This is a genomic window from Pedobacter psychrodurus, assembly GCF_032678585.1.
GTDB lineage: Bacteria > Bacteroidota > Bacteroidia > Sphingobacteriales > Sphingobacteriaceae > Pedobacter > Pedobacter psychrodurus_A.
Genome location: NZ_JAVTSN010000008.1, coordinates 16015 through 32754, shown reverse-complemented (window position 1 = coordinate 32754; position 16740 = coordinate 16015). Strand labels below are relative to the sequence as shown.

16 protein-coding genes are annotated in these 16740 nt (G+C 39.8%); 8 read left to right on the top strand and 8 right to left on the bottom strand.

Going from position 1 to position 16740, the window contains the following annotated elements; all coding sequences use genetic code 11:
- Nucleotides 1-691: 691 nt before the first annotated feature.
- The 4 genes from R2S57_RS07155 to R2S57_RS07140 all read left to right on the top strand — a co-directional run bounded on the left by R2S57_RS07155 (nucleotide 692) and on the right by R2S57_RS07140 (nucleotide 4741).
- Nucleotides 692-2473 carry an aromatic amino acid hydroxylase gene (locus tag R2S57_RS07155; RefSeq protein WP_316844362.1) on the top strand — a complete coding sequence of 594 codons (1782 nt, stop codon included), beginning with the start codon at nucleotides 692-694 and terminating at the stop codon, nucleotides 2471-2473.
- Nucleotides 2474-2951: 478 nt separating this feature from the next.
- Nucleotides 2952-3653, top strand: a complete 702-nt coding sequence (locus R2S57_RS07150) for an SDR family oxidoreductase (protein ID WP_316844361.1) — start codon at nucleotides 2952-2954, stop codon at nucleotides 3651-3653.
- A gap of 52 nt (nucleotides 3654-3705) precedes the next feature.
- Nucleotides 3706-4080: a hypothetical protein gene (locus R2S57_RS07145; protein ID WP_316844360.1), complete on the top strand. Its 375-nt coding sequence runs from the start codon at nucleotides 3706-3708 to the stop codon at nucleotides 4078-4080.
- Between the two features lie 115 nt (nucleotides 4081-4195).
- Nucleotides 4196-4741, top strand: a complete 546-nt coding sequence (locus R2S57_RS07140; RefSeq protein ID WP_316844359.1) for a C40 family peptidase — start codon at nucleotides 4196-4198, stop codon at nucleotides 4739-4741.
- 1 nt (nucleotide 4742) lies between these two features.
- Here the strand turns inward: R2S57_RS07140 and R2S57_RS07135 are convergent, their stop codons facing one another.
- The 4 genes from R2S57_RS07135 to R2S57_RS07120 form a co-directional block, all read right to left on the bottom strand.
- Entirely contained in the window at nucleotides 4743-5348 is a 606-nt protein-coding gene (locus R2S57_RS07135; RefSeq protein WP_316844358.1) for a YdeI/OmpD-associated family protein, read from the bottom strand.
- A 23-nt stretch (nucleotides 5349-5371) separates the two neighbouring features.
- Nucleotides 5372-6259 carry a flavin reductase family protein gene (locus tag R2S57_RS07130; protein ID WP_316844357.1) on the bottom strand — a complete coding sequence of 296 codons (888 nt, stop codon included), beginning with the start codon at nucleotides 6257-6259 and terminating at the stop codon, nucleotides 5372-5374.
- A 272-nt stretch (nucleotides 6260-6531) separates the two neighbouring features.
- Entirely contained in the window at nucleotides 6532-7530 is a 999-nt protein-coding gene (locus R2S57_RS07125; protein ID WP_316844356.1) for a fumarylacetoacetate hydrolase family protein, read from the bottom strand.
- Between the two features lie 67 nt (nucleotides 7531-7597).
- Entirely contained in the window at nucleotides 7598-8053 is a 456-nt protein-coding gene (locus R2S57_RS07120) for a hypothetical protein (protein WP_316844355.1), read from the bottom strand.
- A gap of 278 nt (nucleotides 8054-8331) precedes the next feature.
- Here R2S57_RS07120 and R2S57_RS07115 point away from each other — a divergent pair, with 278 nt between their 5' ends.
- The 3 genes from R2S57_RS07115 to R2S57_RS07105 all read left to right on the top strand — a co-directional run bounded on the left by R2S57_RS07115 (nucleotide 8332) and on the right by R2S57_RS07105 (nucleotide 11415).
- Entirely contained in the window at nucleotides 8332-9492 is a 1161-nt protein-coding gene (locus R2S57_RS07115) for a homogentisate 1,2-dioxygenase (protein WP_316827597.1), read from the top strand.
- A 189-nt stretch (nucleotides 9493-9681) separates the two neighbouring features.
- Nucleotides 9682-10812, top strand: a complete 1131-nt coding sequence (gene hppD / locus R2S57_RS07110; protein ID WP_316844354.1) for a 4-hydroxyphenylpyruvate dioxygenase — start codon at nucleotides 9682-9684, stop codon at nucleotides 10810-10812.
- Nucleotides 10813-10944: 132 nt separating this feature from the next.
- Nucleotides 10945-11415 (top strand): hypothetical protein, encoded by a 471-nt coding sequence (locus R2S57_RS07105; RefSeq protein ID WP_316844353.1) that lies wholly within the window; start codon nucleotides 10945-10947, stop codon nucleotides 11413-11415.
- Nucleotides 11416-11461: 46 nt separating this feature from the next.
- Here R2S57_RS07105 and R2S57_RS07100 read toward each other — a convergent pair whose 3' ends face one another.
- Entirely contained in the window at nucleotides 11462-13198 is a 1737-nt protein-coding gene (locus R2S57_RS07100) for a thiamine pyrophosphate-dependent enzyme (RefSeq protein ID WP_316844352.1), read from the bottom strand.
- Between the two features lie 352 nt (nucleotides 13199-13550).
- Between R2S57_RS07100 and R2S57_RS07095 the strand changes: the two genes are divergently transcribed.
- Nucleotides 13551-14501, top strand: coding sequence for a chitinase (locus R2S57_RS07095; RefSeq protein WP_316844351.1), 951 nt, complete (start codon nucleotides 13551-13553; stop codon nucleotides 14499-14501).
- 104 nt (nucleotides 14502-14605) lie between these two features.
- Here the strand turns inward: R2S57_RS07095 and R2S57_RS07090 are convergent, their stop codons facing one another.
- From R2S57_RS07090 to R2S57_RS07080, 3 genes are all read right to left on the bottom strand, one after another.
- A complete protein-coding gene (locus R2S57_RS07090) occupies nucleotides 14606-15124 on the bottom strand; it encodes a DsbA family protein (protein WP_316844350.1) in 519 nt (172 codons plus the stop codon).
- 2 nt (nucleotides 15125-15126) lie between these two features.
- Nucleotides 15127-15588, bottom strand: a complete 462-nt coding sequence (locus R2S57_RS07085) for a redoxin domain-containing protein (protein WP_316844349.1) — start codon at nucleotides 15586-15588, stop codon at nucleotides 15127-15129.
- Between the two features lie 68 nt (nucleotides 15589-15656).
- Nucleotides 15657-16574, bottom strand: a complete 918-nt coding sequence (locus R2S57_RS07080; RefSeq protein ID WP_316844348.1) for a DUF58 domain-containing protein — start codon at nucleotides 16572-16574, stop codon at nucleotides 15657-15659.
- Between the last annotated feature and the right edge of the window lie 166 nt (nucleotides 16575-16740).

Below are 16740 nucleotides of genomic sequence, written 5' to 3'. Positions count from 1 at the left end.
CTCACTCGTGCCTCGTTCCGGGCTTTACGTATCAGTCTGGTTTAGGTGACCACAGTGTTGCTACTATTTTCGTATTAATAGTGACTGGAAAACCATGTTCCATTCGCACAAACCGCTGTGTCTAAACGGGATGGAAGCCGTATCCTTTTGCGGTCATCCTGAGCGTAGTCGAAGGATAGCAAAAGATTTAGCAAACAGCCCGACAGAACACTCCCTATAAAAGACTACCCTCGCTTTACTAATCATTAATCTGATTTTTTGGGGAAAGCAGTGCCATAAACGTTTCGGTTTCTACAGCCCCGCCTTCTCTTCAAGTCCTCACTCGTGCCTCGCTCCGGGCTTTCCGTTTCAGTCTGGTTCAGGTGGCCAGGGTGTTGCTACTATTTTCGTTTTAATAGCGGGTGGGTCAAAACCAGGTTCATCAGCACAAACTTTACTAGTTAAACGGGATGGAAGCGGCATCCTTTTGCGGTCATCCTGAGCGCAGTCGAAGGACAGCAAAAGATTTAGCGTACAGCCCGACGGGCCCCCTCCGATGAAATACTGCCCTACCTTTCCTAATCATTAATTTATCTTTTTCACTAACCGAAACCTTTATTACTTTAACCTGTTAATTTATCCGGCTGCTTTCTTGATAAGATAAAAACAACATCCTAACTTAGCTGCCGACCAACTTATTTTCAGCATAACCATGAGCCATTTTAATGATTTTAATAATGCGCAGGTAGCAAAATTGCCCAATCATTTAAAGCAATTTATTGTCGCCCAGAATTACGAAAAATATACGCCGATCGATCAAGCAGTGTGGCGTTATGTAATGCGCCAGAATTACAGTTATCTTAAAAATGTTGCTTATTACCCTTACATAAAAGGTTTACAGCGGGCTGGCTTAAGCATCGAGCACATTCCCGATCTACAAACCATGAACGATAACCTGGGTAAAATTGGCTGGGGAGCGGTAACGGTTGATGGGTTTATTCCACCAGCTGCCTTTATGGAATATCAGGCATACCGTGTTCTGGTAATTGCTGCAGATATCCGCCAGATTAACCACATCGAATATACACCAGCACCCGATATTATACACGAAAGCGCCGGCCACGCCCCTATTATCGCGGATACTGATTACAATAATTATCTGAGTTATTTTGGCTCGATCGGTGCAAAAGCAATGTTTTCGGCAAAAGATTTTGAACTTTATGAGGCCATCCGAAAACTTTCTATTTTAAAGGAAGCGATTGATGCCGACGAATTTCAGATTGCCAAAGCAGAAAAGGAACTGCGCTACATTAACGAGAATATGGGCGAACCGTCTGAAATGGCCTTACTTGGCCGTTTACATTGGTGGACGGTTGAATATGGCTTGATCGGTACTTTAGAAAATCCCAAAATTTATGGTGCAGGTTTACTTTCTTCTATCGGCGAAAGTGCTAGCTGCATGCAAAACGATGTGGCAAAACTTTGGTACAACATCGACACCATTAATTATGCTTATGATATTACCAAACCACAGCCGCAGCTTTTCGTAACCGAAACCTTCCAAAATTTAATTGATGTATTGGAACAATTTGCCAATACCATGGCTTTTAGAAGAGGCGGAACGGAAAGCATTATGAAAGCAATTGCCTGCAAAAATGTGGCAACAGCCGTTTATAGCTCGGGTTTACAGGTAAGCGGTGTATTTACCGACATGGGTATTAATCCTAAAGATGAAGTAACCTTTATTAAAACCACAGGTCCATCGGCACTGGCCCATAACGGCAAACAACTGGCCGGACATGGGAAAGATTACCATGCTGATGGTTTTTCTTCGCCGGTTGGCCGATTAAAAAACAGTGTAAAGGCTTTAGAAAATTACAGTGTAGCAGAATTACAGGCATCAGGAATTGTAACTGGAGAAAAGGCCGAACTTTTATTTGAAAGCGGCATCAATGTAGTTGGAGTTGTTAAAACTATTTTGATTGAAGAGCACAAAGTACTTTTAATTGCCTTTAACGATTGTACAGTTACTGAAAGCAACGGCAATACGCTGTTTAAACCTGAATGGGGCATTTATGATATGGCTGTAGGCGAAAACATTGTTTCGGTTTTTAACGGCGCTGCCGATAAAGATGCCTACGAAGAGATTACTTTAATCAGTGGAGAGAAAACCCATCAGATTAGCTATGATGACAAAACCGTAAGGCTGCACAGCTTGTACAGAACCGTAAGAGCGATCAGGGAAAGCGGCGAAAACCTCGATCAGCTTGGCGAAATCTTTGCACAACTGAAAACAAACCACAGACAGGATTGGCTATGTGCATTAGAAATTCTGGAAATTATTTATCATAAAAAGCTTTACCACCAGCTGGAAAAAGAAGTTCAGGTGTATTTGGAAATTAAAGCCGGCCGGGAAATCGATCATAGCAAATTGATCAGCGATGGTTTACATGTGATTAAAAACCCGGTGAGTCAGCTGCTTGTGGAAGATTGATTTATCGTCCTCGTTTGTAACGAGGATGGAGGAGAATCGCATTTATAAGGTGATGTATATTATTTAAAAAGCAAGATTTTTAATTAAACTTGAATATGATAATTGAATTAAGCAGCCGATTACTAAATAAAAAGTTATTGAAGCAATCCAGAAAGCATTTTCAGGAGTTGCTAAAAAAAGTTTACGTAAACATTTCAGTAAATTACAACGCAACTTAGGTAGTGTATGTTACCAGAAAATTTTAAGGAATAATTTTGTTTAGTTTGCTATATTTTTCGTTAACAAAATAAGATACAATAATTGGCGATAAAATCGCCATTCTCACTAATCCTCGTTACAAACGAGGACTATAGCTAAGAACATTCTCACTAATGCTCGTTACAAACGAGGACTATAGATAAGAACATTCCAACTGCTAACTTTACAACAATTTTAACTTTACAACAATTTTAACTTTACAACAAACTAACATTTTTTAATGAACATTATAATTACAGGCGCCAGTAGCGGAATCGGGTTCGAAACTGCTTTAGAATTTAGCTTACAGAAAGAGAATAAAATAGTAGCCATTGCACGTTCGGCAGATAAACTCCGTAAACTATTGGAAATAGCTAAAGGCATTAATCCCGACTGCACGCTGCTCCCAGTAGAATTCGATATTGTAAACGATGATTATGCTGCGCTAGTTCCATTTTTTAAAGAGCGTTTGGGTACTGTCGATATTCTGATCAATAATGCCGGAGCACTAATTAACAAACCTTTTTTAGAAACCACAGAATCAGACCTGGGTGAGATGTTGCAGAGCAATGTGATTTCGCATTTCAGGATGATCCAAAGTGTTTTACCATTCATGCAAAGCGGAAGCCACATTGTAAACATTGGCAGTATGGGTGGTTTTCAGGGGAGTGTTAAATTTCCCGGGCTTTCTGCATATTCAGCTAGTAAAGCGGCCTTGCACGCTTTAACCGAATGTTTGGCATTTGAGCTGGCCGAAACTGGAATCAAAATCAATTGTCTGGCTTTAGGATCCGCACAAACGGAGATGCTCGAAGCTGCTTTTCCGGGCTACCAAAGTCCCGTTATGGCTTTCGAAATGGGGAAATATGTGGCCGATTTTGCTAAAACCGGACACAAATTTTTCAACGGAAAGATTCTGCCAGTAGCCGTTACTACACCTTAATATCCATATTTTTTAGTAATTTACAGATCTAAACGGAAAACTAAAAAAATCTATGGAAACGAATTCCCCTTTTAAAACTGCCGATAACGGAAAAAATGCCGCAATAGTAAGTTACTTTTGGTTTATTGGCTGGTTAATTGCCTATTTTGCCATGTATAAAGATAATCAGACCGAATTAAGTAGATATCATTTAAAACAGACGCTTCTGTTTCATTTGGCATCAACCGTACTGAGCTGGGGCTTAAGTTTATTTTTAATCCCATTAATTTTTGCAACTGGTTTTTTAGATGCTGTTTATATCCTTCGGATTGTTCAAATTGGATTATTCGTATTGTGGATTATCGGATTAATTGCCGCAATACAAGGTGAGAAAAAACCTATTCCATTAATTGGTGATAGGGCGCAAACCATGTTCCCAAGTATTTAATCGAAACCAAATATTTTAATTTAAGTCTGGGCCAATCGCTCAGACTTTTTTGTTTGAACTCATTTTCAACATTTTAACCGACTTTAGATATTTTTTATATCTTTGGTTCCAACATATGAAGAAAATAATATTCCCAATTCTGTTTTTCATTTTGTCTGCCACGGCAGGAAAAGCCCAAACAATCTTACCCGCACAATACCAGGAACTGGTAAAAAAGCTGGTTGCCAACCTTCCAAAAGAAGCTACGGTTACAGAAAACAATGCTACTACAAGTTCTACATCACTTATCGATTTTGCCAAAAGTATGCTGGGCATCCCTTATCGTTATGCTACCAGCAACCCTAAAGTTGGTTTTGACTGTTCTGGTTTTGTGAGTTATGTATTCAGCAATTTTGGTTTTAAGGTTCCACGCTCTTCGAGAGAGTTTAGCTATGCAGGTAAAGAAACCAGTTTAGAAAATGCAAAGGTTGGTGATGTATTGATTTTTACCGGGAGTAACTCCAGAGTAAGAAGAATAGGCCATGTTGGCATTGTTTATTCTATTGATGAAAATGGAATTAAATTTATCCATGCTTCTTCAGGCAAGGCACACCAGGTAACCATTACCGATCTGGACGGCCATTATAAAGCCCGCTTTATGAAAATTGTAAGTATTATATAATCTACTTTTTATATTTCCACATTCTTGTTTTGCCTTCTGCAAGCCATACTAATGTGGTTACAAGTCTTTTCTGCCTGGTCGCTTCAGTTTTAGCTTCTTCAAGCCACAATACATAATCTTTCTTGTTGGATGTGCTAAAGTTCTGAAAAACTGCTAATGCTTCCGGATCTTCTTGCAGGGCTTCGATTAGGTATTCGGGTACAATGAGTTCTTTCTTTTCCGTAGATTTTGGTTTCGGCGGTAATTTGATGTTGTTTTCATTTAATAGAATTGCTTGTTGAATATAGGCGATCAATATCTCATCTGAAGGCAGATCTTCAAAAGAAGTTATTTTCCCCAACAAACCCATTGCCTCAGAGCGCTCTTTAAAAATTCCGTATTCATCGTTCATTAACGATCCTTTCCAAAAACCAAAGGCACAGTGGTTTTTAAAGGAAGCCATGTGGCAAACTGTACCTTTAAAATCGAAAAATGGCATTCCCCATTTAATTTTTTCTTCAATACGCGCATCCGCTTTATGCACCAGATTTCTTAAATGATCTAAAATTGGAATGGCAAATTCTGCCGAATTGATAATGTACTGGTCTACCTGAACAAGTGTATGCATAGCTAAAAATTACCTTAATAAATTTAAAGCAAAACAATCTTTAAAGCAAGCGCTACTTCTTCATTGCTGAGAAACTTTTTAGCCAGTTCGTGCAGTTCTCTTTCACGGTTGGTACTATCGCCAATGGTGGCATCCAATACTTCTTTTACCTCGGGATTCGTGCTGATCAGATCGATCTCTTCATCGCTTGGTAAATGTTCAACGTTGCCCAGCATTCCCAGATCATTTCCCGTTAATACTTTCGAAAAACGGACGGAGTGCGGCAGACGGTCTACCCCTATTCCCAGTTTGGCTAGCGGTTTTGCTACTTTAAAAAGGTTCTGATCTGTAACCCTACAATACCAATCGCCACCTAAGCGGGCCACCAGATCGATTTTATGTTGATCTATTCTGCCATTTTCATCTAAAATAGCTTCGTTAATATGGATCAGCTTGATTTCGGCCAGAATCAGGTTCCCCGCACCATGGTTATCGCCTAAAGAGATGACTTCGTTAACCACACACTCAAACTGTACTGGTGCTTCAGCAACTCTTGGCGGTTGAACCAATTCTGATTTCAGCATGGTAAATCCCGCCTTTTCAAATTCATTTACCCCTTTTGCATATTCGGTGCTTGCCAGGCTCATTTGCTGTACCATATCGTAATTTACGATATTGATCACACATTCTTTTACCTGATGCACGTTTTCTAAAGTATGTTTGGTGGTATTATCGCGCACCCGCCTCGATGGGGAAAAAACACAGATCGGTGGTTTTGTGCTAAACATATTAAAGAAACTGAAAGGACTCAAATTGATATTCCCCTCGGTATCAATGGTTGAGGCAAAGCAGATCGGTCGCGGAGCGATAGCGTATTGGAGGTAGTTCTGAAGGTCTACGGCGCTTAAATCTTCGGTTTTAAGTGATAGCAAAATTTTTACTGATTAAATTTAAATTATTATTTTTAGAAAGCAAGTGCAGTGGCTATTAGGGACGCCAGTCCCGCCATTCGCTATTATTCCCGATGAAGAATCGGGAGATACCGCTACTGTCGGGTTTAGATAGTAAGGTCAACCTAAGTTATTTAAACCTGACAGCAGCGAGCACGAGCAAGAGCTTTTTCTGCTTTTGCGGAGTAAAGCGAACGGCAGGACCACATTAACCAAAATGTGCGGAACCCTGCTTTCCTAATTCTTTAAAAAATTTAGTGTTTCTTCAACCCTAAAATAGAAAAATCTGTATTCACCTTAGTAATTGTATTCGTTAAAGCCCCCAGTCCTGTGATTTCCATTTCTACCACATCGCCTGGCTGTAGCCACTGTACTTTATAATTTGGATCGTTAAGTAAACCTGTACCATTTAATTCTAAGAAACAACCTGTACCCACCGTTCCGGAGCCAATTACATCTCCTGGAAGAATGTCTACTCCATAAGAACAACGTTCTATAATTTCGGCGAAGGTCCAGTCCATATCTGCAGCGTTTCCTTTGGAAACTTCGATACCATTAACGCGACAGGTCATTTTAAGATCGTAAGCATTACCTACATGCCCTTCTTTTGGAGCCACCTTGTATTGCAACAATTCATCGGGTGTTACCAGCCACGGACCAATTACGGTAGAAAAATCTTTTCCCTTTGCAGGGCCTAAATTCAATAACATTTCTTCCATTTGCAAGGTACGCGCACTCATATCATTCATTACCATATAACCGGCAATGTAGTCATCAGCCTCTGCAGCTTTAATATTTCTTCCTTTTTTACCGATTACAATGGCGAGTTCTAATTCGAAATCGAGCTTTTCAAAATGATCTGGCATGCATTCAATTTCACCCGTACCCTGGATGGCATTGTGATTGGTGAAATAAAAGATCGGATATTCATCAAACTGAGGGATCATGTCAACCTTTCTGTTTCTACGCGCCGCAGCAACATGCTGTCTGAAAGCATATCCATCACGGCAGCTTGTAGGATGTGGAACAGGTGCTAAAATCTCATAAAAGATTTCTTCTTTGGCTGCCAAACTACCATCCTTGATCTGATCATCAATATTTTTTGCCCTTTCCATCAATACCTCCCCACCAAGCAAAAACTCACCCATTTGATCAGGAATAAGCTTATCGCAGCTATTTAAGTTATAGATATGCCCATTTACAAACACACCAAGATGCTCTCTGTCTTCGGTTTTATAGGATACTAGTTTCATATATGATTTGGTTAAAATACTCGGTAAAGCTAAGCAATTAGATAATTCAAAATAAAAATCGGTGTTATTATTTTAACACGGTATACTTCTGAAGGTTTGCTTTAATCAGCGGAAAATCTTTGGCCTGAAGTCCTTTATAATGTTTTTTATTGGAGAGCAAACCACCGATCAATAATCCTCCCGACACACCAACCGGCACACCTGCTGCAATAAGCACTACAGACTCTACCAATTTATCGCTCTTTGCAGCCAATACGAAAAAGGTTAAGCCTCCGGCAATGGCCAATGGCGCAGCAATCCCTTTGCGGTGGATGGACAATGCGCTAATACTATCAGCACTTAATTTTACCGTATCCCTACGGTTTCTGATGATGATTACACCATCGTCGGATGCAGCATAAAACGAGCCCCTTACAGCGTGTCCGCTTCGATCGATAACCCTAATGCTGTACCTGGCTTTTTGTTGTGCATTGACGGTATAACTTAAGGCTATACAAATTAAAAATGTAAAAATAAATTTCATGGGAATAATGGGACTATATTGGAATTAAAGGTAATTAAAATTTCAAATTTTAATTAAAATACTTACCTTGGCACCATTAAAACCATGATCTTAAAAGCATTACATATTAATTTAGTGAACGACGCCATTGCTGCCCGTCGCTATAAGATGCTATCCAAGCTGATCATGGCTCAATATTCTCTGTAATTCCTTTGCCCTTTCTTATCAATTGAAACGCATTTCCGTTTTAATTGTTTATTCATTAGGATTTTTCTTTCTAACCATAACACCATTTAATTATGCCTATTTATCATAAATTGGGGCAGATTCCAGCTAAACGTCATACGGTTTTTCGTAAACCTGATGGAAATCTTTATGCCGAAGAATTGGTATCAACCGAAGGTTTTTCCAGTTTATATTCGCTGGTTTACCATTGCCACCCACCAACAATTGTAAAACACCTTGGCGAACCTTATAGCGTAGAGCCTAAAATTGCCCGCGAAAAGCATTTAAAACATACCAGTTTGATCGGTTTTAAGATCAAACCGGAAGATGATTTTCTAAAAAGCAGAAAACCAGTTCTGGTAAATAGCGACTTACACATTGTTCTGGCAGCGCCGAGAAAATCGATGACCGATTATTTTTACAAAAATAGTCAGGCGGATGAAATGATTTTTGTACACGAAGGCTCTGGAAAACTGAAAACAGGTTTTGGGGAAATTAAGTTTGCCTATGGCGATTATCTGATTATCCCAAGGGGAACCATTTACCAGATGGAATTCGATAATGAACAGAATAGATTGTTTATAGTAGAAAGTTTTAGTCCCTTACGCCCACCTAAAAGATATTTAAATCAGTTTGGCCAATTAATGGAGCACTCGCCTTATTGTGAACGAGATTTAAGATTACCCGAGAACCTGCAAACACATGATGAGTATGGCGATTTTAAAGTGCTGATCAAGAAACAAGGCTTAATTTATCCATACACTTATGGTACACACCCATTCGATTATGTAGGCTGGGACGGTTATCATTATCCATATGCTTTTTCTATCCACGATTTCGAGCCGATCACCGGCCGCCTGCACCAACCTCCTCCGGTTCACCAAACCTTCGAAGGACATAATTTTGTTGTGTGCTCTTTTGTTCCCCGCAAGTATGATTACCACCCCGATTCTATTCCGGCACCCTATAACCATAGCAATGTAGACAGTGATGAAGTGCTTTATTATGTTGATGGCGATTTTATGAGCCGCAAGAGCGTGGTTAAAGGACAGATCACTTTGCATCCAGGTGGAATCCCTCATGGCCCCCATCCTGGCACCGTAGAAAAATCGATCGGAAAAGAAAAAACAGATGAGCTGGCAGTAATGATAGATCCTTTTAAACCTTTAATGCTTACACAAGATGCATTGGATATTGAGGATGAAAATTACCATAAGAGCTGGCAGGAGGGGTAGTTTTGACATGTGAGTTTGGAGTCTAGAGTCAGAAGTCTGGAGACCGGTGTCCGAAGATAAAGAGCAGACGAACCTGGCGCCAATCAGTAATACACATTCAAACCTTCAACATTCAAACTTTACAACAATTAATAACAATATACCCGAATCGGACCTCCGACCTCGGACTTAATAACAACGACAAACAAAATGGAAACACAAACATTTGCAGAAAAAATATCAAAAGCACCAGATTTTCTGCCAATTAACGGAACGGATTATATCGAATTTTATGTGGGCAATGCCAAACAAGCAGCGCACTATTACAAAACTGCATTCGGCTTTCAAAGTCTGGCTTATGCCGGACCAGAGACCGGGGTACGTGACCGGTCTTCTTACGTTTTGCAGCAAGGAAAAATCAGGTTGATTTTAACCACGGCACTAAAATCAGATCACCCCATTGCAGAGCATGTAAAAAAACATGGCGACGGGGTAAAAGTATTGGCCCTTTGGGTTGATGATGCTTACAGTGCCTTCGAAGAAACCACCAAACGCGGGGCTAAACCTTATATGGAACCAAAAACTTTAACCGACGAAAACGGAGAGGTTAAAATGAGCGGTATTTATACTTATGGCGAAACGGTTCACATGTTTATTGAGCGTAAAAACTACAGTGGAACATTTATGCCTGGCTACCGTGTATGGGAAAGCGATTATAAACCTGCTGATGCCGGATTATTGTATATCGATCATTGTGTGGGCAATGTAGGCTGGAACCGTATGAATGAAGCCGTACAATGGTATGAAGATGTGATGGGTTTCGTAAACATTTTATCATTTGATGATAAACAAATCAATACCGAATACTCTGCCCTGATGAGCAAGGTGATGAGCAACGGAAACGGATTTTCGAAATTCCCGATTAACGAGCCTGCTGAAGGCAAAAAGAAATCGCAGATTGAAGAATACCTGGAATACTACGAAGGTGAAGGCGTTCAGCATATTGCCGTAGCTACAAAAGATATTGTTACCACAGTTAAAGAACTGAAATCGCGTGGTGTTGAATTCCTAAGCGCACCACCAGAAGCTTATTACGACATGATGCCACAACGTGTGGGTAAAATCGACGAAGAAATAGCTTTATTGGAAAGTTTAGGGATTTTGGTCGATTGTGATGAAGAAGGTTACCTGTTACAGATTTTCACTAAACCAGTGGAAGACCGCCCTACCCTTTTCTTCGAAATTATTCAGCGCAAAGGGGCGCAAAGTTTTGGTGCCGGTAATTTTAAAGCGTTATTCGAATCGCTAGAACGCGAGCAGGAATTGAGGGGAAATTTATAATACCGTCAATGATATAAATTGAAGGCAATCAGTTATCTGGTTGCCTTTTTAGTTTACTCACTTTTCAGTATGAGTTTTAAACAAATAATTATTTAAATTTAGATACACACAAATATTTAAACCTTAAGAATTATGAAAACAAAACTTACGCTGGTTTTATTACTGGCCGCATCGTTCAGTGGCTTTGCCCAAACAAAAGCCGAAATCGTCAAAAACATCAATCAGCTGCTGGCAAAAGCTATCGGTGGAACGGATAGTGTTATGCACAGGGGTGCAAAAACTGAAATTAAAATTACCGCAAATTCATTTTTTATTGATGAAGAAATGAACTACGGGGTTTTTACAATCGGAAAAACCTTTACCAGCTCAGATCAAGCCAAAGAAGAAACTACTAACAAATCGCAAATACAGTATTGGAATGGATTCAAAGTAAGTCCGGAACAGCATAGTACAACAATTAAATCGGTATATCCCGTTTTCGAAAAGCGAGAAGGAGAGCCTGATAATGATAAAAATGGAATTAAATATTATTGTTTAGCAGGTGATGAAGATAAATTGATAACCGCTTTAACGCAATTGCAAGGACTTTATCAGCGAAAATAGTCAATCTCGTCATCCGATAGCTTATCGGATGACGACTTTTTTCTATTTACAACACTTCACCCAAATGTTTATAATTCGATTTAATCGTATCCAAAACCTCAGTCATTTTTCCGCCCAACATCAATTTGGCCATCGATTCGGTCATGCCTTTAATCTGCGCCCATTCTATTTTTGGTGGCATAGCTAAAGCATTGGGGTTGGTCATGATGTTTAACATAACGGGTCCATTTTCACTAAGTGCATGGCTAATTGCGGTTTCTACCTCTTCGGGTTTCGCAACTGTTATTCCTTTAAAACCCATTGCCTGGGCTACTAATGCAAAATCCGGATTGATCATATCCGTTTCGTTATCGGGCAAACCATCCACTTCCATTTCCAGTTTTACCATTCCTAAAGCCCTGTTGTTAAAAACGATCAGTTTAATGGGTAGGTTATATTGTTTGATGGTGGCCAGATCGCCAAGGAGCATGGATAAACCACCATCGCCACAAAGTGCAATCACCTGTTGTTCTGGATGTGCCAGGGCAGCGCCTATGGCCATGGGCATGGCATTGGCCATCGAACCATGGTTAAAAGAACCCAACATTTTGCGTTTGCCAGTTCCATCAATAAAACGTGCACCCCAAACACAGCACATGCCTGTATCTACCGTAAAAATCGCATCGTTTGCCGCTAAGCGGTTCAGGGTCTCGGCCACAAATTCTGGCTGTATTTTATTTTCTTCCCCCTGATCTTTAACATACACCTGTTGACTTTCTTTTACTTTTTGATAGAATTCCAATTGAGATTTCAAAAACTTATCATCTTTCTTTTCTTCTAAAAGCGGTAACAGTGCTTTAATCGAATCACTGATGTTCCCACATAAACCCATGGTTAGTTTCGCCCTTCTACCCAACCGTTCTGGTTTTTCGTCAATCTGAACAATTTTGTTTTTTTGAGGCATAAAGTTTACATATGGAAAGTCTGTTCCCAACAACAGTACCACATCGGCCTCGTGCATGGCATGGTAACCCGACGGCTGTCCTAAAAGCCCCGTCATTCCAACTTCATAAGGATTATTATATTGAATACCCATTTTACCACGGAAAGAAAACCCAACAGGTGCTTTCAATTTAGCCGCTAATGTGACCACTTCATCATGCGCTTCAGCCGCGCCAATACCACAGTAAAGCATAATTTTCTTTTCACTGTTCAACAAAGCAGATAAATCGTTCAATTCCAGATCGGAAGGACGGATCACAGGTTTATTGTTAAACAATTGCATAGAAGTTACACTCTCCACGGCATCCATTTGCGCTACATCGCCTGGCAGACCAAAAACAGCCACTCCTTTTTTATGAATAGCGTGTTGAACAGCGGTTTGAAACATTCTTGGTACCTGTTCTGCAGTGGTGGCTACCTGATTGTAGTAACTGCAATCGTCGAATAATTTAATGGTATTGGTCTCCTGAAAAAAATCCATTCCGAATTCACCGGTTGGGATGGTTGAGGCAATGGCGATTACCGGGACATGAGAACGGTGCGCATCGTAAAGACCATTGATTAAATGTACGTGGCCTGGACCACAGCTTCCTGCACAGCAGGCTATGCCATCGAGTTCGGCCTCTGCTGCTGCTGCAAAGGCGCCTACCTCTTCATTGCGGACGTGGATCCATTTAATTTTGCCGTTTCGCCTTACCGCATCGTTAAAATAATTCAAACTGTCTCCAGTAACGGCATAAACTCTCTTTACACCAACTTCAACCAGCATTTCAACCAGTTGTTCTGCCACATTTTTACTCATGAAGGTATCTTTTAATCAGGGATTGTTTAATTGTTACCTTATAAATGGATAAAGCGGTGATATTGTTTTGAATAGCGGATAGAATGCGCCCAATCTGACTTATTAAAGACTTTCAATTTTAACCTTGTAACATAAGTAATGCAATAATATAGGGATGAGGTTTCTTCACTAAAACTTCATAAATGAAGTGCACCTTTGAAATAACAAAACACGAAGCGATTTCAATTTTGTTAAATTCTAAAAACTCATAATTAGTTTTTTAGTTTTCCGGTTACCCTTATCTGATACCTCATGTATTGCAAAATACATGAGGTTTTTTTTATTAACTTTAATGAGCACTTACCTGATATTTATGAAAAACAAATTCATCATCATCCTAATTTCAGCGCTATTCTCGTTTAATTTTGGCTTCACTAAAGTTCCCTCAACTCTTACTGCTTATTTTTCAGAGAAAGAATTTAATAGCTTTTTTCCTCAACGGAACAAATTTTTCAGTTATAATTCCTTTGCCAAAGCCATTTCTGAAATGTCGTTGATTAAAATAAAGATCGAAAAACGGGGCGACTGGATTTATAAAATCACAAGAACCGACAAAAGAAACAACAAAGAAACGGTGATCAGAATTGATAAAGATTGGAATGAAGCCTGGGCAAAGGCAAAACCGTATAGCAATTCAATTATCGATTATGCCGATTTCAGTGCTTCAAAAGATATTCATATAAACAAAAAAGAACTGGCAGCACTATTTGCTCATATTGCCCACGAAACCCGCAATGGGGTGAACAATAAATATAATGATGGTTTAATGCTCAGCCACGAATTGGACACCAATGCCAATTATGTGGTCGCCAATGTAAGTTATCCTGCCTTTGCAGGGAAAAAGTATTATGGCCGCGGGCCCATTCAACTGAGTTACAATAGTAATTATGGTTTTGCATCCGACTGTATTTTCGGTGATAAGAGTATTTTACTCAAAAACCCCAGCCTTGCTGGCACAAATGCTGTAGCTGCTTTTGAAACGGCTATTTATTTTTGGATGACACCACAGGGGATAAAGCCATCTGCACATGATGTAATTACGGGCAAATGGAAACCAACTGCCGCCGAAATACAAAAAGGCTACAAACCCGGTTTCGGCATGACGATTAATATTGTTAACGGGGCGTTAGAATGTAATAAAGGGAACGAAATGCCTGCCATGAAAGATCGGATTGGTTTTTATCAGTATTTTTTGAAGAAATTTGGTTTAACTGATACCAACTGTTATTGCGATTGCGCAAAAATGGAGCCTTATCCGGGATAAGAGGTTGAGTTTTTTTTCCAAAGGAGTCGTCATGCTGAATTTATTTCAGCATCTTTTATGCTATAAAGACCCTGAAATAAATTCAGGGTGACGACCACTCATGCTTATTCGGTACTTTCTTTAAGCATCTGGTAAAGATCTGTTGCGCCACCGTCAAACTTGGTTCCATTTACATAAAATGAAGGTGTGCCGTTTACGCCGCTCCGTACACCGCTATCAAAATCATCCTCTATTTTTGTTTTAATTTCTTCGGAGGCGCTGTCTTTCTGAAATTGCTCCAGCTCCAAACCGATTGTTTCGGCCAGCTCATCAAATAAATCAGCAGTTAAACGATATTGGTTTTCGTAAAGCGCATCGTGCATATCCCAAAATTTATCCTGTAAGCCCGCAGCTTCCGCTGCTATTGCTGCAGGGAAAGCTAGCTCATGTGCATTTGCCAAAGGGAAATGACGGAAGATGAATTTTATCTGATGACCAAATGTTTCTTCAATTTCTTTTACAATCGGATAGGCATCGCCACAAAATGGACATTGATAATCTCCAAACTCTACAATGGTTATACTGGCTGAATCATCGCCTTTAATATGATCCAGATTGCTTACCTCGGGTTTTAATGTGCTCATCTTTATTTTTTGCTTAATTCTTCTAATGCATCTAATATACCATCGGCACCAGGATTAACCGCTATCGGCGATAAATAACTCCAGGCAATCTTTCCTTCTTTATCAATCACAAAAAGTGCGCGTTTGCTTTCGCCAAGTGTTTCATCGTACACCCCATATGCTTTTGAAACGTCTCCTTTTGGTTCAAAATCGGCCAAAAGTGGAAAATGTAATTTTCTATTCTCTTCAAAGGCAAGATGACACCAGGTGCTATCAACTGATACCCCGAAAATCTGTGCATCATACTTATCAAAATATTTTAACATCTCGTTATACAGTGCCATCTGGTCGCTGCATACCGGGCTCCAATCGGCAGGATAAAAAGCCAGGACCACATTTTTACCTTTAAAATCTTTAAGTTTTATTTTTTGATCGGGTGTAGCATTCAATTCGAAATCTGGTGCTATAGCGCCTTTTTCTAACATATCCGGGAGTTTAAAATTTAAATCGTTTCATATTAACAGCAATGTATACAGGTTGTTTGCGATGAAGATTAACCTAATTTCTGTCTTTTGATTAAATAAGACTGAAGAATCGGATAATAACCTTCATTCATGTCGGCATCGATCAGATCGATTTTATACTGCGCACATTTTAGGGCAAGCTGCTGGCGGTAATTGGAAACCGCAGCCGTATAATTTTCTTTTACCTGATTGGTATGTACTTTAATGGTATCGCCGGTTTCCATATCGATAAATTGGTAAGGACGGTTCTCAAAATTAAAGTCAACCTCTTTCGATTTATCTACCACATTAAAAACCACCACTTCGTGTTTGTTAAATTTTAAATGCTGCAGGGCATCAAAAAACTGATCGGTTTTATCGCTACTGGTTTGCGTATTAAACAGATCGCTAAAAATAATCACCAGTGAACGTTTATGGATCAGTTCGGCAACCTGGTGCAGGGCTTCGCTTAAATTGGTCTGTGCATTTACTTTTGGTTTCTGCAACAGCTCTTCCAACTGTGTAAATAAATATTTCTGGTGTACGGTAGTCGATTTTGCCGGCGAATTCAAAAGTATCTCATCGGTAAACAAACTTAACCCAAAAGCATCGCGTTGCTTTTTCAGCAGGTACATCAATGATGCGGCAGCCTGTATAGAAAAAGTAAGCTTGTTGTTTTTCGGCTCAGGAAAGTACATTGATGAGGAAACATCGATTACGAACTGGCAGCGAAGGTTTGTTTCTTCTTCGAATCGTTTGCTATATAATTTATCGGTTTTAGCATATAATTTCCAGTCGATGTTTTTAACGTTATCGCCAATATTATACTGCCGGTGCTCAGCAAATTCAACCGAGAAGCCATGAAACGGACTTTTATGCAGTCCGGTGATGAAACCTTCCACTACTTGTTGGGCAAGCAATTCTAAATTACCGTAGCTTGTTTCGTTCTCGTAGTTTACCGCCTGCATATGGTAAAGCTAATAAAAGATTTATTAAAAAAAATTAAAAGTAGCCAGGAATCCAGAAGTTTCAAAGGTCAGCGCATAGGCCAACTACAAACTGTGAATTGCAAATTGTAAACTAATATGGGCGTTACCCAAGCTACGCAAGGGTCGGGCTTTTCAGGGCTACGCT